The 26,831-nt window shown below is 65.8% G+C and carries 24 protein-coding genes; 9 read left to right on the top strand and 15 right to left on the bottom strand.

Translation table 11 applies throughout. The features are described from left to right. Positions 1–3 precede the first annotated feature (3 nt). Together AAFN88_RS15175 and AAFN88_RS15180 are read right to left on the bottom strand one after the other, a co-directional pair. On the bottom strand, positions 4–390 hold the full coding sequence (locus tag AAFN88_RS15175) for an RT0821/Lpp0805 family surface protein (RefSeq protein ID WP_347521211.1): 387 nt from the start codon (positions 388–390) through the stop codon (positions 4–6). Next, complete coding sequence (locus AAFN88_RS15180) at positions 390–1,337, bottom strand: Hint domain-containing protein (protein WP_347521212.1); 948 nt, start codon at positions 1,335–1,337, stop codon at positions 390–392. Before AAFN88_RS15180 ends, AAFN88_RS15175 begins: the two co-directional genes overlap by 1 nt. Positions 1,338–1,573: 236 nt before the next feature. Between AAFN88_RS15180 and AAFN88_RS15185 the strand changes: the two genes are divergently transcribed. Both AAFN88_RS15185 and AAFN88_RS15190 read left to right on the top strand, forming a co-directional pair. Then, positions 1,574–2,125 (top strand): RNA polymerase sigma factor, encoded by a 552-nt coding sequence (locus AAFN88_RS15185; RefSeq protein WP_347521213.1) that lies wholly within the window; start codon positions 1,574–1,576, stop codon positions 2,123–2,125. Beyond that, entirely contained in the window at positions 2,122–2,766 is a 645-nt protein-coding gene (locus tag AAFN88_RS15190; RefSeq protein WP_347521214.1) for an RT0821/Lpp0805 family surface protein, read from the top strand. The genes AAFN88_RS15185 and AAFN88_RS15190 overlap by 4 nt, the downstream gene beginning before the upstream one ends. Positions 2,767–2,781: 15 nt before the next feature. Here AAFN88_RS15190 and AAFN88_RS15195 read toward each other — a convergent pair whose 3' ends face one another. From AAFN88_RS15195 to AAFN88_RS15210, 4 genes are all read right to left on the bottom strand, one after another. Further along, positions 2,782–4,041, bottom strand: a complete 1,260-nt coding sequence (locus AAFN88_RS15195; RefSeq protein WP_347521215.1) for a sodium:proton antiporter — start codon at positions 4,039–4,041, stop codon at positions 2,782–2,784. Positions 4,042–4,129: 88 nt separating this feature from the next. Beyond that, positions 4,130–5,926, bottom strand: coding sequence for a radical SAM protein (locus AAFN88_RS15200; protein ID WP_347521217.1), 1,797 nt, complete (start codon positions 5,924–5,926; stop codon positions 4,130–4,132). Positions 5,927–6,144: 218 nt separating this feature from the next. After that, complete coding sequence (locus tag AAFN88_RS15205; RefSeq protein WP_347521218.1) at positions 6,145–6,567, bottom strand: DUF4399 domain-containing protein; 423 nt, start codon at positions 6,565–6,567, stop codon at positions 6,145–6,147. A gap of 126 nt (positions 6,568–6,693) precedes the next feature. Then, entirely contained in the window at positions 6,694–7,557 is an 864-nt protein-coding gene (locus AAFN88_RS15210; RefSeq protein ID WP_347521219.1) for a nitrilase-related carbon-nitrogen hydrolase, read from the bottom strand. Between the two features lie 350 nt (positions 7,558–7,907). Between AAFN88_RS15210 and hydA the strand changes: the two genes are divergently transcribed. From hydA to AAFN88_RS15245, 7 genes are all read left to right on the top strand, one after another. After that, positions 7,908–9,350 (top strand): dihydropyrimidinase, encoded by a 1,443-nt coding sequence (gene hydA, locus AAFN88_RS15215; protein ID WP_347521220.1) that lies wholly within the window; start codon positions 7,908–7,910, stop codon positions 9,348–9,350. Positions 9,351–9,401: 51 nt separating this feature from the next. Next, positions 9,402–10,457 carry a BMP family protein gene (locus AAFN88_RS15220; RefSeq protein ID WP_347521223.1) on the top strand — a complete coding sequence of 352 codons (1,056 nt, stop codon included), beginning with the start codon at positions 9,402–9,404 and terminating at the stop codon, positions 10,455–10,457. Positions 10,458–10,584: 127 nt separating this feature from the next. Further along, on the top strand, positions 10,585–12,165 hold the full coding sequence (locus tag AAFN88_RS15225; RefSeq protein WP_347521224.1) for an ABC transporter ATP-binding protein: 1,581 nt from the start codon (positions 10,585–10,587) through the stop codon (positions 12,163–12,165). Then, positions 12,155–13,204, top strand: coding sequence for an ABC transporter permease (locus tag AAFN88_RS15230; protein WP_347521225.1), 1,050 nt, complete (start codon positions 12,155–12,157; stop codon positions 13,202–13,204). The genes AAFN88_RS15225 and AAFN88_RS15230 overlap by 11 nt, the downstream gene beginning before the upstream one ends. 12 nt (positions 13,205–13,216) lie before the next feature. Then, complete coding sequence (locus AAFN88_RS15235; RefSeq protein WP_347521226.1) at positions 13,217–14,158, top strand: ABC transporter permease; 942 nt, start codon at positions 13,217–13,219, stop codon at positions 14,156–14,158. A 12-nt stretch (positions 14,159–14,170) separates the two neighbouring features. After that, entirely contained in the window at positions 14,171–15,439 is a 1,269-nt protein-coding gene (locus AAFN88_RS15240) for an amidohydrolase family protein (protein ID WP_347521227.1), read from the top strand. A 22-nt stretch (positions 15,440–15,461) separates the two neighbouring features. Next, the gene (locus AAFN88_RS15245) at positions 15,462–16,703 is read left to right on the top strand and encodes an aminotransferase class V-fold PLP-dependent enzyme (protein WP_347521228.1); all 1,242 of its coding nucleotides are present in this window, start codon (positions 15,462–15,464) and stop codon (positions 16,701–16,703) included. 33 nt (positions 16,704–16,736) lie between these two features. On the opposite strand, the gene metA is transcribed toward AAFN88_RS15245, so the two are convergent. The 9 genes from metA to preA all read right to left on the bottom strand — a co-directional run bounded on the left by metA (position 16,737) and on the right by preA (position 26,828). Next, complete coding sequence (gene metA / locus AAFN88_RS15250; RefSeq protein WP_347521229.1) at positions 16,737–17,654, bottom strand: homoserine O-succinyltransferase; 918 nt, start codon at positions 17,652–17,654, stop codon at positions 16,737–16,739. A 141-nt stretch (positions 17,655–17,795) separates the two neighbouring features. Next, entirely contained in the window at positions 17,796–19,208 is a 1,413-nt protein-coding gene (locus AAFN88_RS15255; RefSeq protein WP_347521230.1) for an FAD-binding oxidoreductase, read from the bottom strand. Between the two features lie 65 nt (positions 19,209–19,273). Then, entirely contained in the window at positions 19,274–19,786 is a 513-nt protein-coding gene (locus AAFN88_RS15260) for a transglutaminase-like cysteine peptidase (protein WP_347521231.1), read from the bottom strand. 398 nt (positions 19,787–20,184) lie between these two features. Next, entirely contained in the window at positions 20,185–21,192 is a 1,008-nt protein-coding gene (locus AAFN88_RS15265) for an ABC transporter substrate-binding protein (RefSeq protein ID WP_347521232.1), read from the bottom strand. Between the two features lie 91 nt (positions 21,193–21,283). Beyond that, positions 21,284–22,489, bottom strand: coding sequence for an ABC transporter permease (locus tag AAFN88_RS15270; protein ID WP_347521233.1), 1,206 nt, complete (start codon positions 22,487–22,489; stop codon positions 21,284–21,286). Continuing rightward, positions 22,486–23,412 carry an ABC transporter permease gene (locus AAFN88_RS15275; RefSeq protein WP_347521234.1) on the bottom strand — a complete coding sequence of 309 codons (927 nt, stop codon included), beginning with the start codon at positions 23,410–23,412 and terminating at the stop codon, positions 22,486–22,488. The genes AAFN88_RS15270 and AAFN88_RS15275 overlap by 4 nt, the downstream gene beginning before the upstream one ends. Further along, positions 23,402–24,223 (bottom strand): ABC transporter ATP-binding protein, encoded by an 822-nt coding sequence (locus tag AAFN88_RS15280; RefSeq protein ID WP_347521684.1) that lies wholly within the window; start codon positions 24,221–24,223, stop codon positions 23,402–23,404. The genes AAFN88_RS15275 and AAFN88_RS15280 overlap by 11 nt, the downstream gene beginning before the upstream one ends. Positions 24,224–24,296: 73 nt before the next feature. Beyond that, positions 24,297–25,544, bottom strand: coding sequence for a Zn-dependent hydrolase (locus AAFN88_RS15285; RefSeq protein ID WP_347521235.1), 1,248 nt, complete (start codon positions 25,542–25,544; stop codon positions 24,297–24,299). A gap of 6 nt (positions 25,545–25,550) precedes the next feature. Then, positions 25,551–26,828: an NAD-dependent dihydropyrimidine dehydrogenase subunit PreA gene (gene preA, locus AAFN88_RS15290; protein ID WP_347521237.1), complete on the bottom strand. Its 1,278-nt coding sequence runs from the start codon at positions 26,826–26,828 to the stop codon at positions 25,551–25,553. Positions 26,829–26,831: the final 3 nt, after the last annotated feature.

Consider the following 26,831-nt stretch of genomic DNA (forward strand, 5'->3'; position numbering starts at 1 on the left):
AACCTATGATCTTATCGGCTTCCACAAGCCATCACCGTCCCTGCAGGCCGTGCGCTGCCGGTGAGCCCGCCCGTTCGCGCCCGCATTGACCACTTCGACGTACTCCCGGCAATAGAAGCCGGCCGAGCTGCGATAGGTGCGCAAGGGCGTTATTTCGCCATAGCTGCCGTCTTCGATATAGTTCCAAGATAGTGTCGTCTTGCTGCGCGCGGACTCCAGAGCTTCCTGGACCGTATTGCGTGCCAGCACTTCCGCGCGTGGCGCGAGAGCGTCGTAGACCGGGTCTCCCCGGTCCGACGACGGCGACTGCGCGCAGGCACCCAGCAGCAGGAAGGTGACGGCGCCGGCCGTGGACTGCAGTGCCAGGCTGGCTTTGCCGCGCACCGCCATCACTGCCATCCCCGCTCGATCAGGTCCGCCTCTTCATCCGGCGAGAGGTCATCGCTCGCCTCCCCAGGATCTCCCGGGAAAAAGTCGTCGCCGCCACGCTCTCCACTTTCACCGCTTTCGTCTTCGTCTTCGTCATCATCATCATCGTCGTCGTCGCCGGATTCACCGCCTTCGCCGCTCTCGCCCGACTCGCCGCCGTCGTCGCCGCTCTCGCCGCCTTCTCCGCCATCGTCATCGCCGCCGTCGTCGCCGCCGTCGTCGCCGCCTTCCCCGCCATCGTCGCCACCGTCGTCGCCGCCGTCGTCACCACCGTCGTCATCCCCTTTGTTGTGAACGACAAAGCCATCGGCGATGTAACTATGGTCGCCGTCGAGCAGCAAGTTATAGACCGTGGTCTCGGGGGCGGCGGCACAGGCGGTCACGCTGTTGAGCGGCTGCAGCCAGAACTCGATCTCGCTATCCCGCGCCAAGTTGTCGGCGGCGCCCTGCGGAACCGCCTGCCGCGCCATGGTCAGCAGGTCGCCGGCCAGCAGCGCCGTCACTTTTAGCGCGGCGTTCTCGCGGGCCGTCGCGGTCGGATCGATAGCCTTCCAGCCCGCCATGGTCAGGAAGGGGTGTTCCGCCGTGACGAAAGCCCGCCCGCCATTGAAGGCGTACAGCCTCCGGGCGCCCAAACGCGGCGTCTCGACGGCCACCACGCGGTTGATGCCCCCGCGCCCGCCGCGCACTAGGTCGCCGGGACGCAGCGATTCGATGGGCCGCTGGCTGCCGTCGGCCATCAGCACCTTGGTGCCGGCCAGAAAACAGGAACTCCCGGATTCCGCGTAACTCAGGCCGGCGCCGCCAATATCGGGGTCCAAGACGACCGGCGCGGCCGTCAGCGTCAGGGCGACGATACTGGTGGTCGCCATCAGACGGGTCAAAATGACCTTATTCCGGCGTTTCATGGCAACGAATCCCTCTGCCAGGGGTGAAGCGGGGCGCCCGCGGAGAGCCCCGGAATACATCAATAACCCGCAAGTCTGCCATTTCATCCCGATTCCGTCGATAATCTGGAAAAAAGTTGCTTCACATCGGAAAATTGTCCACTCCGGAGGGATGAAACTGCGCCCCCGGGTGTTGTTGGAACGTTGGAGAGCGGCATCGCGGGCCGGGCGCGCATTGCTGGCGGAGGGAACAACGCTTGGACGAGGGCATCAGGAAGGAAATGATCGCCGTCTTGCCACAACTGCGACGTTTCGCCTACGGACTGACCGGATCGATTCCCGACGGGGACGACCTGGTTCAGGCCACCTGCGAGCGGGCGATCGCCAACCTCGATAAGTGGGAAATCGGCACCCGGCTGGACAGTTGGATGTACCGGATCGCGCAGAACCTTCACCGCAACGCTCTGCGCGACACCGCCGCGCGGGCCCGCAAGTTGCAAACCCTGGGCGACGAGCTGGCGCTCAGCAGCGACGGCCGCCGCGATCAGGAGAATCGCGCCGCCCTGGAGGCCGTGCGCCGCTTCGTCGAGCGTCTGCCCGACGATCAGCGGACGATCATGTTGCTGGTCTGTGTCGAAGGGCGTTCCTACAAGGATGTCGCCGCCATTACCGGCCTGCCGATCGGCACGGTAACCAGCCGTCTGGGGCGTGCGAGAGCGGCATTGCGCGAGCATCTGTCCGACGAACCCCCCGCCGCCGCAGCGCGGCAGGATCACACGGAATCTCAATTGGAAGAGGGCGCGAAATGAGCAAGCGTCTCGATCCCGAAACCATCGACGCTTATGTCGACGGCCAACTGGCGCCCGAGGCCATGGCCGACGTCGCGGGCCGCCTGAAGCAGGACCCCGATGCTCTGGCCCGGGTCCGCGCCCTGCATGACGATCGCGCCCTGCTCCGCGCCGCCTATCAGGAGGCCGCCGAGGCCCCGCCGCCCGTGGCGCTGCTCGGGGCCATCGACCGCGGCTTTTCCGAGCGGGCGCGGCGGCAACGCAGGACTGTCCCTTCCATACGCTTCGCCCTCGCCGCCGCCATAGCCTTGGCCGTGGTCGGCTCCTTGACCGGCTACCTGGCCGGAGAATACCGGCTGCGCAGCGAGCTGGAAGCGGTCGCCGCCCGCCAGGCGGAGGACCAGCGCGTTCTGGCCGCCGCCATTTCGCAGGCCCTGGAGCACTCGGCCTCCGGTCAGCCGGTGGCCTGGGAAAACCCCGACAGCGGCGCCCATGGCCAGGTCGTGCCGGTGCGCACCTACCGCAGCAAATCGAACCACTGGTGCCGGGAGTACCTGGCGTCCAAGGTGGCCAACGATGTCGAGCAGAAGTCCCGCGCCATCGCCTGCCGTTCCGGCGACGGTGCCTGGGTGAAGGTCGAAGACCTGTATTACGAGAGCTAGGCGCCCTGGCCTGCTCTAGGCGTCCCCCTTCAAGGACCGTTTCACCACGGCCCTGAAGGTCAGTCCCTGGACGATGATCGAGAAGATCACCACGGCATAGGTGATGGCGAGGATCGGCGCCTTCTCCGGGCCTTCCGGCAAGGACAGCGCCAGGGCGACGGAGATGCCGCCGCGCAGGCCGCCCCAGACCAGCACCGGAATGGCGCCCTTGGTGAAGCTCTGGCGCAGCGACAGCAGGGTGAGCGGGATCGACACGCCGAAAAAGCGCCCCAGCAGGACGATGGGGATGGCCAGCAGCGCCGCCTCGGCGGAGATCAGGTCGACGCGCACCACCAGAACCTCCAGGCCGATCAACAGGAACAGCAGGGAATTCAGGATCTCGTCCAGCAGCTCCCAGAAGTTCAGCAGGTGCTCCCGGGTCTTCTCGCTCATGGCGTAGGCGACGCCGTGGTTGCCGATGAAAATCCCCGCCACCACGACCGCCAGCGGCCCGCTGACGTGAATCAAGTGGGCCAGGGCATAGGTCACCGTCACCAGGGCCAGCGTGATCATGATCTCCAGATTGTGCTCGTCCAGGCTGCCCAGGGCGCGGTAGGCGATGTAGCCGGCGACGGCGCCCAGCACGGCCCCGCCCCCGGCTTCCTGAGCGAAGAGCCGCGCCACCTCCAGGGGGCCGACCTCGGCGTGCGGCCCACCGGCGGCGATGGCCACCACGATGAGAAAGACCACCACGCCGACGCCGTCGTTGAAGAGCGATTCGCCGGCGATCTTGGCCTCCACCGAAGCCGGGACCTTGATGGTCTTGAGGACGCCCAGCACCGCCACCGGATCGGTGGGGCTGATGAGCGCACCGAAAGCCAGGGCCCAGATGAAGGGGATTTCCAGACCCAACAGGCCGAAGACCAGCCACGCCAAGGTACCCACGACGAAGGTGGAGATCAGCACGCCCAGGGTCGCCATGGCCGTGATGGCCGCCAGACGGCTGCGCAGCGCCGTGAGATCGACGTGCAGGGCGCCGGCGAAGAGCAGGAAGCTCAACATCCCCTTCAGCAGGGTATCGTCGAAATCGACCTGGCGCAGCGCGGCGGTGACCGGACCGTCGACATCCGTCGCCGGGAAGACCAGCTCGAAAGCCACCAAGGTGAGAGCGGCGCCCAGGGCGATGACCATGAGGCCGATGGAGTGCGGCAGGCCCAGGACCTTGTGGTTGATGTAGCCGAAAAGCGCGACCAGCCCGAAAAGGACGGCGATGAGATCGAAGATCGACAGCTCCATGGCGCCCTCTTTCAGCTTCTGCCCAGAGGGTTCTTATCCGCTTTGCCGCGGCGCGGCAACGAATTGGGAAAGGGCCGGGGTTTGAGAGTCACTCCGCCGCGTCGGCGGCCTGCTTGGCGTGCTTCTCGCGCGCCTCGGTCTCCTTGTGCGCCTTGGCGACGGCGGCCTGGGCCGCTTCGGTATGGGCGAACATCTCCAGTTCCTCGTCCTCGCCATGGTCGGTCACCGGTGTCAGGGCAAGGTCGCTGTAGCTCTGGGTCGCCGGGTCGCGCTTGATCTGCTGGCACTTGAGCCAGAGCCGCAGGGCGAACCAGGCGAAGGGGCCGTAGGTCGTGACCATCTCCCACAGGCGGCGCGGATAGAAGACCAAGGGCGATTCCAGCGGCAGCCCGGAGCGGCGCTGGGTGCGGACCTTGCGGCGGAAGTAACCGCCCTGCAGCGGGTGGACCTTCTCGTAGCGGATGCAGCCGGCGAACTGCAGGGCGTGGGCCCAGATGCGCTCCGGCTTGTTGCCGCTGACGACCATGCGCCGCATCAGCGTTTCCAGGTGCTCCTCGGAGTAATAAAGCTCCCAGGCCTTGTTGTAGATGCCCTGCCACTCCTCCTTCGACATCAGCGAATGCCCGGTGCAGACGTGCTCCAGGTCGTAGATGTTCATGTCGGGGTCCATGGGGACGCCCTTGATGTAGAGGTTCTTGTGATCCTCCGAGCCCGGCAGCGGCGTCAGGCAGAAGAACTCCAGGATATCGATGGGCAGCTCGCGTTTGATGACCTCGATGTCGTGGACGATCTTCTCCGGCGTATCCGCCGGAAAGCCCAGGATGTAGCCCGCGTAGGTCAGGATCTGCTGCTCGCGCCAAGCCTGCAGCATGGCCCGGTACTCGGTGATGCGGTTCTGCCGCTTCTTGGCCGCCATCAGGTTGTCGGGGTTGATGTTCTCCAGCCCGATGAAGACCCGTGCCACCCCGGCCCGCTTGGCCTTGGGAATGAAGTTCTCGATCTTGTGGCACAGGGTGTCGACCTGGATGATGATGGAGAACGGCAGGCCGGTCTCCTCGCGCAGGTCGCCCAGCCGGTCGAAGATCGCTTCCCAGTTCTTGTTGCGGGCGAAGTTGTCGTCGGTGATGAAGAAGCGGCAGATGCCCTGCTCGATGTTGGCACGCACCAGGCGCTCCACGTCGTCGGCCTCGCGGAAGCGCGACTTGCGGCCCTGGACGTTGATGATGGTGCAGAAGGAGCACTGGAAGGGGCAGCCGCGCCCGGCGTCGAAGCAGGCCACCGAGCCGCCGTAGCGCCGCACCATGGCCTCCGGCAGATAGGGCGTCGGCTGGCCGTCCATGCCCGGCAGGTCGCTCATGTAGTTGTAGATCGGTTTCAGCTCGCCCTTCAGGGCATCGAGATAGAACTCGTGCAGCCGCCCCTCGCCCTCGCCGGCATAAAGCGTGATGCCCAGGTCGAGCGCTTCCTGCAGGTCCGGCGGCAGCTCCGGCAGCATGGCGATGCAGCCGCTGGCATGAAAGCCGCCGATGGCGACCTGAAGCCCCTCGGCGCGGAACCGGCGGGCGATGTCGAGGGCGCGGGGGAACTGGTTCGACTGCACCCCGACCAGGCAGACCACGCCGGTGGTGTCCGGCGCCTTGAGGCGCTCGGTGATTTCCGGAATCGGGATGATGGTATTGGTTTCGTCGTAGCCGTTGAGGACCACTTCGACATCGTCGCCCAGCAGCTTGCGGTCGATCACGTCCAGGGTGATGCCATAGAGGCTGGACAGCGTATTGGACGGCACCCAGGCCTTGGCCCACTGAATGACATAGCCGTCGTCGTCATAGTGCGACGGCTTAATTAGTTCGATAACAAATCGTTTTTTGCGGCCATCGGTAGTCATAATCGTCCCCAACTGCGGCCATAATTATTGAAACTACCGCATTTTGCATGGCAAACCTAGGGTGAAGCGGCGGATCACTTCGCACAGCCTGCCGCCGGACGATCAATTCACGTAAATGACTGTTTTACGGGGAGTAAAACCGGAAACGGCGGTCCGGAGGCTCCACGCAAAGAGGCCGCCTCCGGCACCGCCTTCCGGCTTGGCCGGACCTGGCGCGGCTATTTCACCGTGATGGTGATTCGCTCCGACATGACCGGCGGGTTGTGCGGGATGTGGCTCCAGTCCCCCAACACGAGCTGCAGGCTATGCTCCCCCGGCGCCAGCTCGATGCCGGTCTCCGTCTGGCCACCGCCGAAATGCTTGTGATGGTCGTCGGCGGGGATCGGCTCGTTCAGCGCCGCACCGCCGGGCGCCGGGGCATCGATCAGCAGATGATGATGGCCGGTCTTCTCTTTTTCGGTGCCGGCCGGAGCGACGCCCATACCTTTCAGCCCAAAGCGCACGGTGACCGGCGAGGAGACCGTGGCGCCGTCCTGCGGTGAGATGAAATAGAGCTCGGCACCTTCGGGGGCGGATGTTTCACCGGCCAGGGCCGGGCCGGCTACCAGAGTCAGCGCGGCGGCCAGGATGATACTGCGCATTTCTTGCTTCTCTCCTCGTGAACGATTTCCCATTACTTCGGACTTAACGCCGAAGCGGGCGAGCACAAGAAATGCACGCCCCCAAGTCCAGAAGAAAGCACGAAAAAGAGCTTATCCCGACCCGCCTCAGATCTGCGTCAGCGGGCCGTAGGCCTCCGGCCGGCGGTCGCGGAAGAACTGCCAGAGGTTCCTGACCTCGCGCACCTTGTCCATGTCCATGTCGGCGGTGACCAGCTCGTCCTGATCCTCGCTGGCCTCCACCAGGAACTCGCCGCGCGGGTCGACCACGTAGCTGGAGCCGTAGAACTTGCCGATGTTCCAGGGCGCCTCGGTGCCGACACGGTTCACCGCGCCGATGTAGCAGCCGTTGGCGACGGCGGAGGCCGGCTGCTCCAGTTTCCAGAGGTACTGGCTGAGGCCGGCCACGGTGGCCGAGGGATTGACGATGTACTCGGCCCCCGCCAAGGCCAGGGCGCGCCAGCCTTCCGGGAAGTGGCGGTCGTAGCAGATGTAGACGCCCAGCTTGCAGTAGGCCGTCTGGAACATCGGCCAGCCGGAGTTGCCGGGCTTGAAGAAGAACTTCTCGTAGAAGCCGGCGACCTGGGGGATGTGGGTCTTGCGGTACTTGCCCAGGTAGCTGCCGTCGGCGTCGATCACCGCGCAGGTGTTGTAGTAGACGCCGGTGATATCCTCCTCGTAGATCGGCACCACGATGACCATGGAGTGCTTCCTGGCGTACTCCTGCATCAGCTTCACCGTGGGCCCATCGGGGATCTTCTCCGCCGCGCCGTACCACTTGGCGTCCTGGCTGGGGCAGAAATAGGGCTGGTTGAAGACCTCCTGCAGGCAGAGAACCTGCACGCCCTTCTTGCCGGCCTCGTCGATCAACGGCAGATGCGCCTCGTTCATCTTGTCGCGGATCGCCTCGGGGCTTTCGCCGGTTTCCGCCTTCAAGGCCATCTGAATGAGGCCCGCCCTCACCGTCGCCATCTGTCAGTCTCCCAGTTTGTCTTCGGCGTCTTTCGTAACGCGTCTTCGCGGCGGCGGACACGGGCCCGCCGCGAAGGATTTGACCATCCGGTCAGGTTCTCTTGCAAGGGCTTCTTCGCCACGAAGCCGTTCGCGGGCGTGTAAGCGGGAGAAGAAAAGGGCTTTACCGCCAAAAAGCGGACTCGCATCGCCCCGCGACATGGTGCAAAATTGACCAAACGGACAAGTTTCTGAGAGGCCCTCGAACGGCCCGGGCTTGCCGGCAGGGACAAGAGCGACGCCGCGCGGAACGCGCATCGGAGGCGCCGCTCGTGGCAAAAAGAAACAGGGACCTAGGAGGGACATCCACCATGGCCATCTTGATCCGGGGCGGCACCGTCGTCACCGCCGACCATTCCTATCGGGCCGACGTGCTGACGCAGGACGACAAGATCGTGGCCATCGGCGAGTCCCTGGAGGCTCCGGGCGACGCCGAGGTGATCGACGCCGGCGGTGCCTACGTGCTGCCCGGCGGCATCGACCCGCACACCCACATGGAGCTGCCCTTCATGGGCACCGTGGCCTCGGAGGATTTCTTCTCCGGCACCACCGCGGGCATGGTCGGCGGCACCACCATGATCATCGACTTCGTGATCCCCAGTCCCCAACAGGACGTCATGGAGGCCTACCACACCTGGCGCGGCTGGGCCGAGAAGGCGGCGGGCGACTACTCCTTCCACGTCGCCATCACCTGGTGGGACGAGACCGTGAAGGAGGCCATGAAGACCCTCACGACCGAACACGGCGTGAACTCCTTCAAGCACTTCATGGCCTACAAGGGCGCCATCATGGCCGACGACGAGGTGCTGGTGAACTCCTTCAGCCGAGCGCGCGAGCTGGGCGCCATCTGCACCGTCCACGCCGAGAACGGCGAGCTGGTCTTCCACCTGCAGAACGAGATCCTGAAGCTCGGCATCACCGGGCCGGAGGGCCACCCCTTGTCCCGCCCGCCGGAGGTCGAGGGCGAGGCCGCCAACCGCGCCATCCGCGTGGCCCAGGTGCTCGACGTGCCGCTCTACATCGTCCACAACTCCTGCAAGGAGTCCCTGCAGGCCATCACCCGGGCGCGCAACGAGGGCCAGCGGGTCTACGGCGAGGTCCTGGCCGGCCACCTGCTGGTCAACGACGAGGTCTACCGCGACCCGGACTGGGACACCGCGGCGGCCCACGTCATGAGCCCGCCCTTCCGCCCCAAGGAGCACCAGGAGGCGCTGTGGCGCGGGCTGCAGGCCGGTATGCTGCAGACCACGGCCACCGACCACTGCTGCTTCTGCGCCCCGCAGAAGCGCATGGGCCACAACAACTTCACGCAGATCCCCAACGGCACCGGCGGCGTCGAGGACCGCATGCACGTCCTCTGGCACCACGGCGTCAACTCGGGCCGTCTGACGATGAACGAGTTCGTCGCGATCACCTCCACCAACGCGGCCAAGATCTTCAACATCTATCCGCGCAAGGGCTCGATCTCCGTCGGCGCCGACGCCGACATCGCGATCTGGGACCCGGAGAAGGAGCGTACGATCTCCAAGGACACGCACCATCAGAACGTGGACTACAACATCTTCGAGGGGATGACCGTCAAGGGCATCAACACCGTCACCATCAGCCAAGGCAAGGTGGTCTACCAGGACGGCGACATCCGCACCGAACGCGGCGCCGGGCGCTACATCGACCGCCCGACCTTCGCACCCTACTACGAGGCCGTGAAGCGCCAGCGCGAAGCCAAGACACCGGTGGCTGTCGATCGCATGTAGGCTGGCTGTATACTGAGATAAGCAACTTCAAAAAAACGGGAGACAGGGGGCATGACGTTTTCGACGAGAAAAAGCGGGTTCTTCGCAGGTGACGGCAAGACGGGCCGGCGCGGGGTCCTGAAGGCCGTCGGACTGGCCGCCGCGGCCGCAGTGGTACTGGGCCTGGCCGGACAGCCGGCTGAGGCCCAGGAAAAGATCAAGGTGGCGGGCATCTACACCGTGCCGATCCAGCAGAAGTGGGTCGGCACCCTGCACCGTGCGCTGGCCGCTGCCGAGAAGCGCGGCGAGATCGAGTACAGTTTCTCCGAGAAGGTGCCGAACACCGACTACGTCCGCGTGATGCGCGAGTATGCGGAAGGCGGCGTCGACCTGATCGTCGGCGAGGCTTTCGGGATCAGCCGCGAAGCGCGCAAGGTGGCCGACGACTATCCCAAGATCGCCTTCCTGATGGGCGATCCGGGCGTCGAGCACGGCAGCAACTTCTCGGTCTTCGACAACTGGATCCACGAGCCCTGCTACCTGATGGGCGTGGTGGCCGGCACCATGACGAAAACCAACAAGATCGGCATGGTCGGCGGCTTCCCCATCGGCGAGGTCAACCGCCTGTTCCACGCCTTCATGGCGGGCGCCAAGTCGGTCAATCCCGACGTGGAGTTCAAGGTCTCCTTCATCGGCTCCTGGTACGACCCGCCGAAGGCCAAGGAGTTCGCCTTCGCCCAGGTGGAGTCCGGCGTCGACGTGCTCTATGCCGAGCGTGCGGGCGTGGTCGACGCGGCCCGTGAGAAGGGCATCGTCGCCTTCGGCAACGTCAACGACATGAACAAGCTGGAGAACGGCACCGACGTGGTGGTGGCTTCCGCCCTGTGGCACATGGAGCCGGCCATCGACTACGCCATCGCTCAGGTCAAGGCCGGCACTTTCAAGGCCGAGAACTACAAGGAATGGACGATGATGAAGGCGGGCGGCGCCTCCCTCTCGCCCTTCTACGAGTTCGAGGACAAGATTCCGGCGGAAACCAAGGCCAAGATCGACGCCCTGGCGGCCCAGATCAAGGGCGGCGACCTGGTGGTCGAGATCAACGACGACGAGCCGAAATCGACCTTCTAGGGCCAGCATTCCGGCCGAAGGCGGATCAAATTCGGGGCGGCGCCGATAGAACGGTGCCGCTCCGTCACGCTTGCGCTATGATTGGGCGGCAGATGCCCCGGAACCTCGGGGCCAGGGGGAACTGGCAATGCCAGCAGTCGATGACACCGCGCCGCTGGGCGCCGGCGCCCAGCCGGTTCTGCGCCTGAACGGCATCTCCAAGCGCTTTGGCGGACTGACCGCCAACGACGCCATCTCGCTGGACCTGATGCCCGGCGAGATCCTGGCCCTGCTGGGCGAGAACGGCGCCGGCAAAACCACCCTGATGTCCATCCTCTTCGGCCACTACGTCGCCGACGAGGGGCACATCGAAGCCTTCGGGAAGCGCCTGCCCGCGGGTTCGCCCAAGGCCGCCATCGCCGCCGGCATCGGCATGGTCCACCAGCACTTCACCCTGGGCGAGAACCTGACGGTGCTGGACAACATCGTGCTCGGCACGGAACCTTTGCTCGCGCCGCGCCAGAACACCGGAAAGGCGCGCCGGCGCATCGCCGAGCTGGCGGAGCACTTCGGCCTCAGCGTCGACCCCAAGCGCCTGGTGCGCGACCTTTCGGTCGGTGAGCGTCAGAGGGTAGAAATCTTGAAGGCGCTCTACCGCGGCGCCCGCGTACTGATCCTGGACGAGCCGACCGCGGTACTGACGCCGCAGGAGGTCGAGACCCTCTTTGCCACCCTGAAAACCATGGTGGCCGAGGGGCTCTCCATCATTTTCATCTCCCACAAGCTGAACGAGGTCATGGCCGTGGCCGACCGGGTGGCGGTGCTGCGCCTGGGCAAGCTGGTGGCCGACTTCCCCATCGCGGAAACCAGCAAGGAGGCCCTGGCCGAGGCCATGGTGGGACACGCCATCGAGATGCCGGAGCGCAAACCGCAGCCGCTCGGCCCGGTGGTGGTGCAAATGGCGGGCGTAACGCTGCGCAACGACCGGGGCAAGGCCCTGCTGGACGAGTTGCACCTCCTGCTCTGCGGGCGCGAGATCCTGGGCATCGCCGGCGTCTCGGGCAACGGCCAGGGGGCGCTGGCCGCGCTCATCTCCGGCACCGCCCTGCCCGACGAGGGCGCCTTCGAGATCCTCGGCCAGCCGGTCAAAGAGACCTCGCCGCTGGCCATGCAGCGCCTGGGCGTCGGGCGCATTCCCGAAGACCGGCACGCCACCGGCGTGATCGGCGATTTGAGCGTCGAGGAAAACCTGATTCTGGAAGCCGCCGGCGATCAGCGTTTCTGCAATCTGGGAGTCCTGAGAGGCGGCGTCATCCGCCGCAACGCCCAGGCGATGATCGAACGCTTCGACATCCGCGGCGCCGACGCGACCACCACCACGAGGGCGCTGTCCGGCGGCAACATGCAGAAGGTCATTCTGGCCCGCGTCCTCAGCGAGCAGCCCAAAGTGATCCTGGCCAACCAGCCCACCCGTGGATTGGACGTCGGCGCCGCCGCCAAGGTGCAGGAGCTGCTGTTCGAGGCGCGCGCCCAAGGCGCCGGGATCATCCTGATCTCCGAGGATCTGGAGGAACTGCTGCGGGTGTCCGACCGCATCGCCGTGCTCTACCAGGGCCGCCTCTCCACGCCGGTGGCGGTGGAGGAAGCCGACCTGAAAACCCTGGGCCTGCTGATGTCCGGCCACGGCGCGTTCGAGCGCGGGAAAGGAGCACGCGGCCATGCGGCTTGAACCCCGGGCGCATGTGCCCTTCTGGCTGAACATCACCGCGCCGCTGGCCGCCGTCGTCCTGGCCTTCGCCTTCTGCGCCCTGCTGATCCTCTGGGCCGGCGCGCCGATCGTCCCGGCCTACACGGCGCTGGTGAAGGGCGCTTTCGGCTCCACCTTCGCCCTCACCGAAACCCTGACCCGCGCGGCGCCGCTGATCTTCACCGGCCTGGCCGCCGCCGTGGCCTTCCGGGCCAAGCTGTGGAACATCGGCGGCGAGGGCCAGCTCTATGCCGGCGCTCTGGCCGCCACCTATTTCGGCACCGGCCTCGTCACCCTGCCGCCCTACCTGATGATCCCCTTCCTCTTCCTGGTGGGGGCCGTCGCCGGCGGCCTGCTGCTGCTGGTCCCGGTGATCCTGAAACTGAAACTGCGCGTCGACGAGGTGGTGACCACGCTGCTGCTGAACTTCGTGGTCCTGCTCTTCGCCAACTACCTGCTGTTCGGTCCCTGGAAGGACCCGCTCGCCATGGGCTGGCCCCAGGCCGCGCCGATCATCGACGAAGGCGTGCTCGGCCCCCTGGTGCCGCGCATGCGCCTGCACCAGGGCTTCATCTGGGCTATCGCCTTCGCGGTCTTCGCCTGGGCCTTCATCCGCTTCACCAAGTGGGGCTTCCAGATCCGCGCCGTCGGCTACAATCCCGATGCGGCGGCCTTCGCCGGCATGCCGATCGGCGCCACGGTGCTGCGCACCGCCCTGCTCTCCGGCGGCCTTGCAGGCATGGCCGGAGTCTGCGAGCTGGCGGGGCTGAAAGGATACCTCACCCTCGATATCTCGCCGGGCTTCGGCTACACCGGCATCGCCGTGGCCATGCTGGCGGGCCTGCACCCCCTGGGCGTCATCCTCTCGGCCATCTTCATCGCCGCCATCTACAACGGCGCCGACGCCATGAGCCGGGCCATGTCGATCTCCAACTACCTGGCCGACGTGCTGACCGCCACGGCCTTGCTGCTGGTGCTGGCGAGCGTGCTCTTCGTGCGCTTCCGGCCGCGGCTGCGGTAGGGAGCCAGCGCGATGGAACTGCTCGACATCTTCGTCACGCTGGGCTTCTGGGGCGCGCTGGTGCGCATGGCCACGCCGCTGATCTTCGGCACCCTGGGCGAGCTGATCTGCGAGCGCGCGGGCGTTCTCAACCTGGGCATCGAGGGCATCATGACCATGGGCGCCATGGTCGCCTGGATGTGGGTCTATCAGGGCGGCGATCTCTGGACGGCGGTGCTGGTGGCTGCGGCGGCCGGCGCCCTCTTCGGGCTGCTGCACGCGGTCTTCAGCGTCTACCTGGGTCTGTCGCAGCATGTCACCGGCATCGGCATCACCCTGCTGGCCGCCTCGCTCAGCTACTTCGCCTTCCGCATGCTGCTGCCCGACGTCACCACGCCGCCGAAGATCGATCCTTTCAAGCCCTTCCCTATTCCCGGCCTCTCGGAAATCCCCTACATCGGCGAAGTGCTCTTCACCCAGAGCCCGCTCACCTACCTGGCCTTCGTCCTGGTGCCCATCGTCGGCTATGGCCTCTACCGCACGCCGCTCGGCCTGGCTCTGCGCATGGTGGGCGAGAACCCCATGGCGGTGGAGGCCCAGGGCATCGACGTGCACCGCCTGCGCACCTGTGCCGTCATGCTGGGCAGCGCCTTCATGGCCGTGGGCGGCGCCTTCCTCACCATCTCGGTCTTCGACGCCTTCTACATCGGGATGATCAACGGGCGCGGCTGGATCTGCATCGCCCTGGTGATCTTCGCCTCCTGGCGGCCCGGCAAGGCGCTGGCCGGCGCCCTGCTCTTCGCGGCCTTCGAGGCCCTGCAGATTCGCGTGCAGCAGGCCTCCTCCGCCGTGATCCCCTACCAGTTCTTCCTGATGATGCCCTACATCCTCTCGATCCTCGCCATGATCGTGATGTCGCGGCGCGCCGCCTACCCGAAGGCCCTACTAGTGCCCTTCCGCAAGGGCGAACGCTAGGAGGAGGAGACCATGCTCGATCTCATCGTCCGCAACGCCACCCTGCCCTCCGGCGAGACCGGCCAGGACATCGCGGTCCAGGACGGCCGCATCGCCGAGGTGCGGCCCAACATCGAGGCCGAGGCGGCCGAAACCATCGACGCCGCCGGCCATCTGGTCAGCCCGCCCTTCGTCGACAGTCACTTCCACATGGATGCGACCCTCAGCCTCGGCCTGCCGCGCCTGAACCAGAGCGGCACCCTGCTGGAAGGCATCGCCCTCTGGGGTGAGCTGAAGCCCGACCTGACCCTCGCGGCCATCAAGGAACGCGCGCTGGCCCTCTGCCGCTGGTCCATCGCCCGCGGCACGCTGGCGATCCGCAGCCACGTGGATATTTGCGACGACCGCTTGCTGGCTGTCGACGCGCTGCTGGAAGTCCGCGAGGAGGTCAAGGACTGGATCGACTTGCAGCTCGTCGCCTTTCCCCAGGACGGCTACCTGCGCTACGGCAAGTCGCCGGCGAACCTGAAGCGCGCCCTCGACAAGGGCGTCGACGTGGTGGGCGGCATCCCGCATTTCGAGCGCACCATGTCCGACGGGGCCTTTTCGGTGCGCCTGCTCTGCGAGGTCGCCGCCGAGCGCGGCCTCATGATCGACATGCACTGCGACGAGTCCGACGATCCCCTGTCGCGCCACATCGAGACCCTGGCCTTTGAGACGCAGCGCCTGGGACTGCAGGGCCGCGTCACCGGCTCCCACCTCACCTCCATGCACTCCATGGACAACTACTACGTCACCAAACTGATGGCGCTGATGAAGGAGGCGGAGGTTCATGCCGTCGCCAACCCGCTCATCAACATCACCCTGCAAGGCCGCCACGACAGCTACCCCAAGCGCCGCGGCATGACCCGGGTGAAGGAACTGCTGCGGGAGGGCATCAACGTCGCCTTCGGCCACGACTGCGTCATGGACCCCTGGTACTCCCTGGGCAGCCACGACATGCTCGAGGTCGCGCACATGGGCCTCCACGTCGGCCAGATGACCGGCGTCGCCGAGCAGCAGGCCTGCTTCGCCGCCGTCACCGAGAACGGCGCCAGGGTGATGCAGTTGGAGGGCTACGGCCTCGCCCCCGGCTGCCACGCCGACATGGTGATCCTGCAGGCCCGGGACGTGCTCGAGGCCCTGCGCCTGAAACCCGCCCGCCTCGCCGTCATCCGCCGCGGCAAGGTGATTGCCGAAACCCCGCCGGTGAAGGCACAGTTGAAGGTGTTGGGGAATCCGGCTATCGATTTCCTGAAATAGCCCCCATTCAAGGAACTCCCCCTTGCCCATCCTCGATCTTTCCTTCGTCCGTTCCCAGTTCCCCGCATTTTCCGAGCCCTCTCTGAAGGACTGGGCCTTCTTCGAGAATGCCGGGGGGTCCTATGCCTGCGGGCCGGTGATCGAGCGGCTCACCCGCTTTTACCGGGAGACCAAGGTGCAGCCCTATGGCCCCTTCCCGGCCTCCAGGCGCGCGGGCGAGGAGATGGACGAAGCACGGGCGCGGCTGGCCGGCTACCTGAACGTCGCCACCGACGAGGTCCACTTCGGGCCCTCGACCAGCCAGAACTCCTACGTGCTGGCCCAGGCCTTCAGGGAGATGCTGGACGAGGGCGACGAGATCGTGGTCACCAACCAGGACCATGAGGCCAACTCCGGCGTCTGGCGGCGTCTGGCGGACAGCGGCATCGTGGTCAGCGAGTGGCAGGTGGACCCGGAAAGCGGCCGCCTCGATCTGGCCGACCTCGACGAAGTGCTGACCAAGAAGACCAAGCTGGTCGCCTTCCCGCACTGCTCCAACATCGTCGGCCACATCAATCCGGTGGCGGAGATCTGCGCCAAGGTGCAGACCGCCGGGGCCGTCGCCGTGGTCGACGGCGTCTCCTACGCCCCGCACGGCTTTCCCGACGTGAAGGCCCTGGGCGCCGATATCTACCTCTTCTCGCTCTACAAGACCTATGGGCCGCACCAGGGCCTCATGGTGGTGAGGAAGGAGCTCGCCGAACGCCTGCCCAACCAGGCGCACTTCTTCAACGCCGGCAGCGTCCTGAAGCGCCTGACGCCCGCCGGCCCGGACCACGCGCAGATCGCCGCTTCCGCCGGCATCGCCGACTACTTCGACGCCCTGCACGATCACCACTTCGATGGCCCGGACAACAGGGTGATCGAGGCTGCCGAGCGCGGCCGCCGGGTGCACAGCCTGATGGAAGCGCAGGAGAAGGCGCTGCTGGCCCCGCTGCTCGACTGGCTGCGGCAGCGCAACGACCTCCGCGTGCTCGGCCCCACGGACCCGGCCGAGCGCGCGCCGACCGTCGCCATTCATCCCAAGAACAAGCCGGCCGAGGCCGTGCTGCAAGATCTGACCGCGCGCGGCATCGCCGCCGGGGTCAGCAACTTCTACGCCTACCGCCTGGTTCAGGCACTGGGGATCGATCCGGAGACGGGCGTCCTGCGCCTCTCCTTCGTGCACTACACCTCGCCGGAAGAGATCGACAAGCTGATCAAGGCCCTGGAAGCCTCGCTCTAGGCGAGGAGACCGCCGGCAACGGCGGCTACCGAACTAGGTCCCGATCTTCGCCAGGTCGAAGGGCGTGGTCTGGTAGAGATAGTTGATCCAGTTGGAATAGAGCAGATGGGCATTGCCGCGCCAGGTGTTGACCGGCTGCTCCGACGGGTTGTCGTGGGGGTAATAATGCCGCGGCAGGCAGATGGACTCGCCTTTCTCCAGATCGCGGCGATACTCCGCGTCCAGCGTCGTCGAATCGTATTCCAAGTGATTGAACATGTAGACTTGGCGCAGGCGCTTGTCGTGCACCAGGCAAAGCCCGGCCTCGTCTGAATCGATCAGCACCTCCAGGTCGTCGTGCCCCTCCAGGTCCTCGCGGCGGTTCTCCGTGTGCCGGGAGACCGGAATGTGGATCTCGTCGTCGAGCCCGCGCATCAGCAGCGAGGTGTGATCCAGGACCCGGTGGGTGAAAACGCCGAAGCGCTTTTCCGGTAGCTGGTGCTTGGGAATGCCGTGGAAATGATAGAGCGCCGCCTGCCCGCCCCAGCACAGGGCGAAGAGCCCGTGCACATGGGTCAGCGACCAGTCGAAGATGCGGCACAGCTCGTCCCAGTAGGTCACTTCCTCGAAGGGGAGCTGTTCGATGGGCGCGCCGGTGACGATCAGGCCGTCGAACTTCTCGCCGCGGATGTCCTGCCAGGGCCGGTAGAAGTCCAGCATATGCTCGCGCGGGGTGTTCTTCGGCACATAACCTTCCGGCGCGAAGAGCGTCATCTCCACCTGCAGCGGCGTACCGGCGAGGACCCGGGCAATCTGGGTTTCCGTCTCGATCTTCTTCGGCATGAGGTTCAGCAGCGCGATCCGCATCGGGCGGATGTCCTGCCGGATGGCATCGGTGTCGCGGATGATGAGCACGCCCTCGCGTTCAAGCGACTCGCGGGCCGGCAGGTCATGGGGAATCTTGATAGGCATATCTGAATTCGGTACTGGGGCTCCTGGCCGCCAGCCCGGAGCTGTGGGCGGCGGCGACCGGGACTATACATGAACCGGCGGGAACATAAACTACCCCTGCAAAAGGGGTTTTTGCGATACCACGCCAAGGCCCCCGTGCCGCTATCCGGCGCCGGGCGGGATGTTCTGGTTCATCCTGAAGAGGTTCGCCGGGTCGTATTTGCGCTTCAGCGCCACCAGCCTGTCGTACTTTCCCGGCCCGTAGGCCGCCGCCAGGCGGTCTGCACCCTCGTCGCTCTCGGTCCCCAGATAATTCACATAGACCCCCTCCGTCTCGAAGGGCCGCATGGCCTGCCAAGTCTGGCGCACCCAGGCGCGGCAGATGTCGTCCCGCGCCGGATCGTCCCAGCCGCCGATGATCAGCAGATTGTAGGGCGAGTCCCGATGGTCGAAGACCGCATCCTCCCGGGGGATCCGCGAAACGGCGCCGCCAAGAAACTCCACGAAGATTTTGCAGTTTGGCGAGGGAAACTCGCGGGCCCGGCCGACCGCGACGGCAACCGCCTCCTCCGGCAGGCTGTCCAGAAAGCTGGACTTCCAATAGTAGCGCAATCCCGGCGGCGAACTCGCATCGAAGAGAGTCTGAATCTTACGATAGGGTGACGGCGCAAAGGTGTCGAGCAGGGGCCGCCGAGCTTCCCGCAGAGGCTTCAGCACCGCCTCGCCCTGCGACGGCTCGCCGCAATAGACGCCGATCAGGGCAAACGCCGGCGTGCCGTCGGGGGCGGTAACGAATCCCGCCAGACCGCCCAAGGCATCGGGCGCCTGCTGCATGAAATCGCGGAACCAGATCAGCATATCCCGCGCCGCATCAAGGGGGTAGAGGGTCATGCCGGCGAAGACCAAGGGGCCGACGGGGTGCAGCCGGAACTCGAAGGAGGTGGCGATCCCGAAATTGCCGCTGCCGCCCTTGAGCCCCCAGAAGAGATCGGCGTTCTCTTCCGCGCTCGCCCTCACCCTTCCGCCCGCGGCCGTCACCACGTCAACGGAAACGAGGTTGTCGCAAGCCAACCCATAGGAGCGGCTGAGCCAGCCGATACCGCCGCCCAGGGTCAGCCCGGCGACCCCCGTCGCGCTGATGAGGCCGCCGGTGGTGGCGAGGCCGAAGACCTGCGTCTCTGCATCGAAGTCGCCCCAGGTCGCACCGCCGCCGGCCCGGGCGCGACGCTGCTCCGGGTCAGCGCGCACCTCGCGCATGGCGGAAAGATCGATCATCAGGCCGCCGTCGCAGACGGCATTGCCGGCGACATTGTGGCCGCCGCCCTTCACGGCGATGAGCAGATCGCGTTCCCGGCCGAAGTTCACCGCGGTCGCGACGTCGGCCGCTCCCGCGCAGCGAACGATCATCGCCGGGCGGCGGTCGACCATCCCGTTCCAGATATGCCGCGCTTCATCGTAGCCCGCCGAGGCGGGGAGCAGGACGGTTCCCCGAAGGTCTTGCTCCAGGGCCTCGATTGCGGCTGAATCGACTGCCGCGGTCGCGGCATCCCGCGCCGCGAATTCAAATGCACTCATTATTTCCTCCGATCAATAGGCCGACGGTGGCCAAGGTTGCCGCGAACGGCAGATCTCCGGTCCACCTATCGCACGCCCGCCCAACGCATATGCTCGGCCAGGGTCGCGAAGCCGCCCGCCGGGCTCCAGCGGCCACCCTCGACCTCCCAGGCTTCGAGCCGCAGGGCACCGCCATCCAAACGGATGAGATCGTCACGCAGGCTGTCCATCACCCAAAGATCGCGGACCACCAGCACCGCGTGGCCGCGCCCCTTGACGCGGACGATGGCGAGCCGCAGGGCGCCGCGCGGCACGCCGGCCTGCAGCAGCAGGATGAGTTTTCGAAGAGCGTAGTCTTCACAGTCCGCGCCCTCTCCCCAAACGTCTTCGCGCTCGGGCCGATAGGTCATCGCTGCGTTGACAGCGCGGTTGACCCGCCGCAGCAAGCCCATGTCCAGGGGCCAAGTGGCCCAGTCGTTGAACGCCAGATCCGGCTGCCTGGCCAGCAGTTCGGTATAGGCGGGAGGCGATGGATAAAAGGAATCCGCTGCGGCCGGAGTGGCCAGCAGCAAGCACAGAACGGCGGCAAGGCTCCTCATACGACGCCCCCCGATCACACCGTGATCCGGCGAAGGTGAAGACCCCTGCCCCGAGGGCGCGGCATTGCCTGCCGCACCGCGGGCTCTGCGTAGTATCAACCCAGATCGAGAAGGAGGTGAAGCAGCCGGGAGTTGTTTGCAGAAGAAATCTCGACCGATGCAACGCACGGTCTTCCGCTACCGTTGTTTGCATCTTTCGGCGCACTCCAACCCTGCGGCGGCAGCTTCCTCCAACTGCGCTAACAGCGCCGCCGCCGATCCCGCATCGATTGGGTGAAGGGCCCGGCTGCGCCTATCCAGCCACCCGCGGCGGCACCGCAAAAAAGGGGGAGCGCCCCGGCGCTCCCCCCTCCCCCCGAACCTCGGTCCGGGTTTGCCAATCGGTTCTCCGGGATCAGCTACATCCCCATGGCCTTTTCCCAAACTTCGTGGGTCCAGGCGCCTTCCGGCTTCTTGGTGATCACCGGGGTCGACTCGTTGGAGAGCAAGGTATCCACCGTGCGGTCGTAGTCGGCCGGGTCGAGGAATCCCAGCTTCTCGCTGCCCAGCAGCTTGGCGATCTCACCCATCATGCGCTTCTGGTGCTTCTCGGTCTGGGCGCCGGTGGCGTCATTCTCGAGCACAATCTCCGCGGCCTCGTCGGGATGCTGGCGCGCGTAGTCCCAGCCTTTCAACGACGCTTTCACGAAGCGGGCCATCTTATCGACGAAAGCGGCGTCCTTGAGGCTGTCTTCCAGCACGTAGAGGCCGTCCTCCAGTGTCGCGACACCCTGGTCCTCGTACTTGTAGACGATAAGATCTTCCTCGGTCAGGCCGGCGTCGATGATCTGCCAATACTCGTTGTAGGTCATGGTCGAGACGCAAGCCGCCTGCTTCTGCAGGATCGGGTCGACGTTGAAGCCCTGCTTCAATACCGTCACGCCATCATTGCCGCCTTCGGTCGGGATGCCGAGCTTGGCCATCCACGACAGAAAGGGATACTCGTTGCCGAAGAACCAGACGCCCAGGGTGTGGCCGGGAAAGTCCTTCGGCGACGTGATGCCGCTGTCCTTGCGGCAGGTCAGCATCATGCCCGACTTCTCGAAGACCTGGGAGATGTTCACCAGAGGCACGCCCTTCTCGCGCGAGGCCAGGGCGGAGGGCATCCAGTCGATGATGACGTCGGCGCCGCCGCCGGCGATGACCTGCGGCGGAGCGATGTCCGGGCCGCCCGGCTTGATGGTGACGTCGAGATCGGCTTCCTTGTAGAAGCCCTTATCCTGAGCCACGTAGTAGCCGGCGAACTGGGCCTGGGTGACCCACTTGAGCTGAATGGTCACGGCGTCCGCCGCCGCGGCGCTGCCCGCGGCCAGCAGCAGTCCCGCCCCCGCCGCCGCGCCCAGAGCTTTCCTGTAGAATTTACTCATTACGCCTCTCCTCTTCTTATGAAGGTTCGTTCTTATGTTAAGCAGGCTTCTTCGCCTCATCGCCGGCCACGCCCCCTTTGTTATTCCCCTGTTATCTGTAGGACGGATGCCAGAAGGTGGTGGCCCGCTCGGCAAGCGCCAGCAGGCCGTAAAACAGGGACCCGGCGACCGCGGCCACCGCGATGGTCGCCCAGACCATCTCCACGTTCATGCGGCCGATCTCCGTGGAAATGCGGAACCCCATGCCGACGATGGGCGTGCCGAAGAATTCGGCCACGATCGCGCCGATCAGCGCAAGGGTGGAGTTGATCTTGAGGGCGTTGAAAATAAAGGGCAGCGCATTGGGCAGCCGTACTCGGATTAAGGTCTGCAGGTAGCTGGCCCCGTAGGAGCGCATGAGGTCGCGCTCCATGGCCTGGGTGGCGTGCAGCCCTGCGATGGTATTCACCAACATGGGGAAGAAGGTCATGATGACCACCACCGCCGCCTTGGACTGCCAATCGAAACCGAACCACATGACCATGATCGGCGCCACGCCGACGATGGGCAGCGCCGAGACGAAGTTACCGAGCGGCAGCAGGCCGCGCTGCAGGAAGGGCACCCGGTCCACCAGCAGCGCCACCAGGAAGCCGCTGCCGCAACCGAGCGCGAAGCCCGAAAGCACCGACTTCAGGAAGGTCTGGTAGAAGTCGGCCCAGAGGGTGTGGGTGGAGGCAGCGAAAACCTGGGCGATGAGCGAGGGCGCCGGCAGCAGCACCGAGGGCACGCCGAAGCCGGTCACCAGCACCTGCCAGAGGTAGATCAGCCAGGCCCCGAAGAGCGCCGGCACCAAAAGGCCAAGGGCGCGCGGCGCCTCCCGCTGCGAGGCCGCCTGCGACAGCAGCGTCAACGCCTTCCACACCAGGAAGCCGAGACCAAAGACATAAAGCCAGATGCCGAGTGCGCCAGGACCGATGGGGGCGGCAAGAACCGAAGAGTCATCAAAAAACGGGAAGAACGCGCGCCCGATGACCAGGAGTGGTGGAATGGTTCCGAGAACGGCGGCTAAGGTCAGCAGAACAGAGGCTTTGGAAGGGCTCGGACGCATCCAAAGATAGGATGCAATCAACAAGAAAGCCGCAATAACAGGCACTACTAGAAAACCGCCGCCGCTCCATTCATCGAACCAACCTAGGGAGAGTGGCCCCTGCTCACTGCTGAGCTGAAAGATATCCACGGGTAGCAAAAAGGCCACCAAGGTGCAGCCAACATAAAGCAGACAGCAGAGGTCAGTCCGCAGCCGGGCGGCGATCTTCATCCCTGCACCCCCATGCGCTTCAGCACGAGCTTCTCTAGCCCGCCCATGGCGGCGACCAGCAGGCCGGCCATAGCGGCGGCGGTCAGCAGCGCCGCCCAGATCTGCACGGTCTGGCCGTAGTAGGAGCCGACCAGCAAACGAGCCCCAATCCCGGCCTGGGCGCCGGTCGGCAGCTCGCCGACGATGGCGCCGACCAGGGAGATGGCGATGGCCACCTTCAGGCTGGCGAAGAGGAAGGGCACCGAGGAGGGCCAGCGCAGCTTCCAGAACACCTGGTTGGTGTTGGCCGAGTAGGTGCGCATGAGGTCCTGCTGCAGCGGGTCGGGCGAGCGCAGGCCCTTCACCATGCCGATGGTCACCGGGAAGAAGCAGAGGTACATGGAGATCAGCGCCTTGGGCACCAGGCCGGTGAAGCCGATATTGCCCAGCACCACGATGATCATCGGCGCGATGGCGAGGATCGGGATGGTCTGCGAGGCGATGACCCAGGGCAAGAGGCTGCGGTCCAGGGTCTTCACGTGGACGATGCCGACGGCCAGCACGATGCCGAGCACCGTGCCCATGACGAAGCCGAGCAGTGTCGAGGAGAGCGTCACCCAGGCGTGGTAGACGAGGCTGCGCTTGGAGGTGACCTTGCGCCCCAGGATCGACTTGTCGAGTTCCACGGCGACCTGGTGCGGCGCCGGCAGGATCGGCCGCTCCATGGCCATGGAGTCCTCGACCAGCTGCGAGAAGGACCAGTCGACGTCACGGCGCTCGTAGCCGTCGATCAGCAGCGGGGCATTCAGCCAGACGGTGCCGAGGTACCAGAGCACGAAGAGGAAGAAGACGACGACGGCGAGCGGGCCGCCGCGGCCGGCGAAGACGCGGGACAACCATCCCGGCGCGGCAGCATGAGGCGGGTTGAGCGCCTCAGTCGTCATAGCTGTGCCCCGCGCGCAGCCCCTCACGCACTCGGTGGGCGATCTCGGCGAACTCCTGGCTTTCGCGGGCGTCCAGGGTGCGGTCCGGCGGCAGGTTGCAGTCGATGATGTCGGTGACGCGGCCCGGGCGCGGCGACATGACGACGATCTTGGAGGAGAGGAAGACCGCCTCGGGGATCGAGTGGGTAACGAAGACCACCGTCTTGCCCGTGCGCTCCCAGAGGCGCAGAAGCTGCTCGTTCAGGTGATCGCGGGTAATCTCGTCCAGCGCGCCGAAGGGTTCGTCCATCAGCAGCAGCTCCGGCTCGAAGGAGAGCGCGCGGGCGATGGAGACCCGCTGCTGCATGCCGCCGGAAAGCTGCCAGGGGAACTTCTTCTCGAAGCCCTTCAGGTTCACCAGGTCCAGGTAGCGCGCCGCCCGGTCTTTGCGCTCCGCCGCGCTCATCCCCATGATCTCCAGGGGCAGCATGACGTTGCGCTCCACCGTGCGCCAGGGATAGAGCGCCGGGGCCTGGAAGACGTAGCCGTAGGCGCGGCCCAGGCGGGCCTCTTCCGGCGTCACGCCGTTGACGGAAATCCGGCCCGCGGTCTGGCGCTCCAGGTCGGCGATGACCCGCAGCAGGGTGGTCTTGCCGCAGCCCGAGGGGCCGATGAAGGAGACGAAATCCCCGGCCTCGACCGTCAGATTGACCTCGGAGAGCGCATAGACAGGACCGTCGGCGGTCTGGAAGGTTAGCGAGAGATCTTCAACCTCTATGACAGGTTTCGCCGCCTGCCCGGCCGGGTTCTCGATCACCGCTTCCCGCTGCATCACCGCCTCGACTGCCATTATCTACCACCCTCTTCCGGGGCTGCGGCCATTCCGACCTTTTCGGGCCGAAAGGTCAAGCACTGGCCCGCTCCAGCATGGCGTATAACAGCACGTTGCAGCCCGCGGCCAGATCCTCTGGCGTCGCGCTTTCGCTCTCGTTGTGGCTGACGCCGTCCTCGCAGGGCACGAAGATCATGGCCGTGGGCGCCACGCGGCTCACATAACAAGCGTCGTGCCCGGCCCCGGAGATGATTTCCATGTTCTCGTAGCCGGCTTCTCCGGCCGCCTTCCTGACGGCGCCGACGCAGTCCTTGTCGAAGGCGATGGGCGGCGAATACCAGATCATGTCGACATCGGCGGCAATCCCCGCCGGCCCGCAGATCTCGTCGCAGGCCAAGCGCAACTCGGCTTCCATGGCGCTCAGCGTCTCGTCCTCGGGGTGGCGCAGGTCCACCGTCAGGAAGACGCTCCCCGGAATGGTGTTCCGCGAGTTCGGGCTGACCTGCATCATGCCCACGGTGCTGACCGCGTGGGGCGGATGGGCCAGCGCGATCTCGTTTATTCGCGTCACCAGCCTGGAGGCCGCGACCAGGGCGTCCTTCCTGCGGTTCATCGGCGTGGTCCCAGCGTGAGATTCGGCGCCGGTCAGGGTGACCTCGAACCAACGCTGACCCTGGGCGCCGGTGACCACACCGATGGTCTTCTTCTCGGCCTCCAGGATCGGCCCCTGCTCGATATGGGCTTCGAAGAAGGCGCGGATCGGATGCTCGCCCGGCGTCTGGTCGCCCATATAGCCGATGCGCTGCAGCTCCTCGCCGATGGTCTTGCCGTCCACGTCGGCGCGGGAATGGCCGTAGTCCAGGTCGAAGACCCCGGCGAAGACGCCCGAGGCCACCATGGCCGGAGCGAAGCGCGAGCCTTCCTCGTTGGTCCAGACCGCCACCTCGACCGGGGCCTCGGTCTCGATGTTGTTGTCGTTGAGGGTGCGGATGACCTCCAGGCCCGCCAGCACGCCAAAGACGCCGTCGAACTTGCCGCCGGTGGGCTGGGTGTCCAGATGACTGCCGGTGGTGACCGGCGGCAGATCGGGGTTCTTGCCGGGCCGCCGGGCGAAGATGTTGCCCATCTTGTCAACGGCGATGGAGCAGCCGGCCTCCTGGCACCAGCGCACGAAGAGGTCGCGCCCCTCCTTGTCGAAGTCGCTGAGTGCCAGGCGGCAGTTGCCGCCGGCCACGCCCGGGCCGATCTGCGCCATCTCCATGAGGCTGTCCCACAGGCGGTCGCCGTTTACCTTCAGGTTCTTCGGATTCATTCCGTCCATTGCCGCCTACTCCGCCGCTTTCTGGTTCATCGGGTTGCGCGGATCTTCCTTCCAGTTCAGATAACCCTTGCCGTTGTCCACCTCGACCATGGAGATACAGCCCTCCACCGGGCAGACGTGCATGCAAAGGTTACAGCCGACGCATTCCTCGTCGATCACCTCGTAGCGGCGCTGGCCGTCCTGTCTCTGCGCGGCGATCGCCTGATGGGAGGTGTCCTCGCAAGCGATGTGGCAGAGGCCGCACTTGATGCAGAGCTCCTGATCGATCTTGGCGACGATCTCGTAATTGATGTTGAGATACTGCCAGTCGGTGACGTTGGGCACGGCGGCGCCCCGGAAATCGTCCAGGGTCTTGTAGCCCTTTTCATCCATCCAGTAGCCGAGGCCGTCGATCATGTCCTCGACGATCTTGAAGCCGTGGTGCATGGCCGCGGTGCAGACCTGCGCCGAACCGGCGCCCAGGCTGATGAACTCCGCCGCATCGCGCCAGTTGGATATCCCGCCGATGGCGGAAATCGGCAGGCCGGCGGTCTCCGCATCGCGGGCGATCTCCGCCACCATATGCATGGCGATCGGCTTCACCGCCGGGCCGCAGTAACCGCCGTGGGTGCCCTTGCCGTCGACCGTCGGCGTCGGCGCCATGGCATCCAGGTCGACGGAAGCGATGGAGTTGATGGTATTGATCAGCGACACCGCGTCGGCGCCGCCGGCCTTGGCGGCGCGGGCCGGCCCCAGAATATTGGTCACGTTCGGCGTCAGCTTCACGAAGACCGGCATGCGGGTGTGCGCCTTGCACCAGCGCGTCACCATCTCGATGTATTCCGGCACCTGGCCGACCGCCGAGCCCATGCCGCGCTCCGACATGCCGTGCGGGCAGCCGAAGTTCAGCTCCACGCCATCGGCGCCGGTGTCCTCCACCCGGGCCAGGATGGCGCGCCAGTTCTCTTCCTCGCAAGGCACCATGAGGGAGACCACCATGGCACGGTCCGGCCAGTCGCGCTTCACCTGCTTGATCTCGCGCAGGTTCACCTCCAGCGGCCGGTCGGTGATCAGCTCGATGTTGTTGAAGCCGGCCATGCGGGTGCCGTTGTAGCTCATCGCGCCGTAGCGTGAGGAGACGTTCACCACCGGCGGGTCCTCGCCCAGCGTCTTCCACACCACGCCGCCCCAGCCCGCCTTGAAGGCACGCACGACGTTGTACTCCTTATCGGTCGGCGGAGCGGAGGCCAGCCAGAAAGGATTGGGCGACTTCACGCCGGCGATATCGCAACGAAGGTCAGCCATGTC

Origin of the sequence: Pelagibius sp. CAU 1746, assembly GCF_039839785.1 — a bacterium.
In the GTDB taxonomy this organism is placed as follows: domain Bacteria; phylum Pseudomonadota; class Alphaproteobacteria; order Kiloniellales; family Kiloniellaceae; genus Pelagibius.

What these genes read in the sequence shown, in the direction of transcription:
- AAFN88_RS15180 (WP_347521212.1), bottom strand. Translation starts at nt 1,337, where the DNA reads ATGAAACGCCGGAATAAGGTCATTTTGACCCGTCTGATGGCGACCACC.
- AAFN88_RS15255 (WP_347521230.1), bottom strand. Translation starts at nt 19,208, where the DNA reads ATGAGTGCATTTGAATTCGCGGCGCGGGATGCCGCGACCGCGGCAGTC.
- AAFN88_RS15240 (WP_347521227.1), top strand. Translation starts at nt 14,171, where the DNA reads ATGCTCGATCTCATCGTCCGCAACGCCACCCTGCCCTCCGGCGAGACC.
- AAFN88_RS15225 (WP_347521224.1), top strand. Translation starts at nt 10,585, where the DNA reads ATGCCAGCAGTCGATGACACCGCGCCGCTGGGCGCCGGCGCCCAGCCG.
- AAFN88_RS15270 (WP_347521233.1), bottom strand. Translation starts at nt 22,489, where the DNA reads ATGAAGATCGCCGCCCGGCTGCGGACTGACCTCTGCTGTCTGCTTTAT.
- AAFN88_RS15265 (WP_347521232.1), bottom strand. Translation starts at nt 21,192, where the DNA reads ATGAGTAAATTCTACAGGAAAGCTCTGGGCGCGGCGGCGGGGGCGGGA.
- AAFN88_RS15275 (WP_347521234.1), bottom strand. Translation starts at nt 23,412, where the DNA reads ATGACGACTGAGGCGCTCAACCCGCCTCATGCTGCCGCGCCGGGATGG.
- AAFN88_RS15220 (WP_347521223.1), top strand. Translation starts at nt 9,402, where the DNA reads ATGACGTTTTCGACGAGAAAAAGCGGGTTCTTCGCAGGTGACGGCAAG.
- AAFN88_RS15205 (WP_347521218.1), bottom strand. Translation starts at nt 6,567, where the DNA reads ATGCGCAGTATCATCCTGGCCGCCGCGCTGACTCTGGTAGCCGGCCCG.
- AAFN88_RS15260 (WP_347521231.1), bottom strand. Translation starts at nt 19,786, where the DNA reads ATGAGGAGCCTTGCCGCCGTTCTGTGCTTGCTGCTGGCCACTCCGGCC.
- hydA (WP_347521220.1), top strand. Translation starts at nt 7,908, where the DNA reads ATGGCCATCTTGATCCGGGGCGGCACCGTCGTCACCGCCGACCATTCC.
- AAFN88_RS15200 (WP_347521217.1), bottom strand. Translation starts at nt 5,926, where the DNA reads ATGACTACCGATGGCCGCAAAAAACGATTTGTTATCGAACTAATTAAG.
- preA (WP_347521237.1), bottom strand. Translation starts at nt 26,828, where the DNA reads ATGGCTGACCTTCGTTGCGATATCGCCGGCGTGAAGTCGCCCAATCCT.
- AAFN88_RS15230 (WP_347521225.1), top strand. Translation starts at nt 12,155, where the DNA reads ATGCGGCTTGAACCCCGGGCGCATGTGCCCTTCTGGCTGAACATCACC.
- metA (WP_347521229.1), bottom strand. Translation starts at nt 17,654, where the DNA reads ATGCCTATCAAGATTCCCCATGACCTGCCGGCCCGCGAGTCGCTTGAA.
- AAFN88_RS15190 (WP_347521214.1), top strand. Translation starts at nt 2,122, where the DNA reads ATGAGCAAGCGTCTCGATCCCGAAACCATCGACGCTTATGTCGACGGC.
- AAFN88_RS15195 (WP_347521215.1), bottom strand. Translation starts at nt 4,041, where the DNA reads ATGGAGCTGTCGATCTTCGATCTCATCGCCGTCCTTTTCGGGCTGGTC.
- AAFN88_RS15175 (WP_347521211.1), bottom strand. Translation starts at nt 390, where the DNA reads ATGGCGGTGCGCGGCAAAGCCAGCCTGGCACTGCAGTCCACGGCCGGC.
- AAFN88_RS15280 (WP_347521684.1), bottom strand. Translation starts at nt 24,223, where the DNA reads ATGCAGCGGGAAGCGGTGATCGAGAACCCGGCCGGGCAGGCGGCGAAA.
- AAFN88_RS15285 (WP_347521235.1), bottom strand. Translation starts at nt 25,544, where the DNA reads ATGGACGGAATGAATCCGAAGAACCTGAAGGTAAACGGCGACCGCCTG.
- AAFN88_RS15235 (WP_347521226.1), top strand. Translation starts at nt 13,217, where the DNA reads ATGGAACTGCTCGACATCTTCGTCACGCTGGGCTTCTGGGGCGCGCTG.
- AAFN88_RS15210 (WP_347521219.1), bottom strand. Translation starts at nt 7,557, where the DNA reads ATGGCGACGGTGAGGGCGGGCCTCATTCAGATGGCCTTGAAGGCGGAA.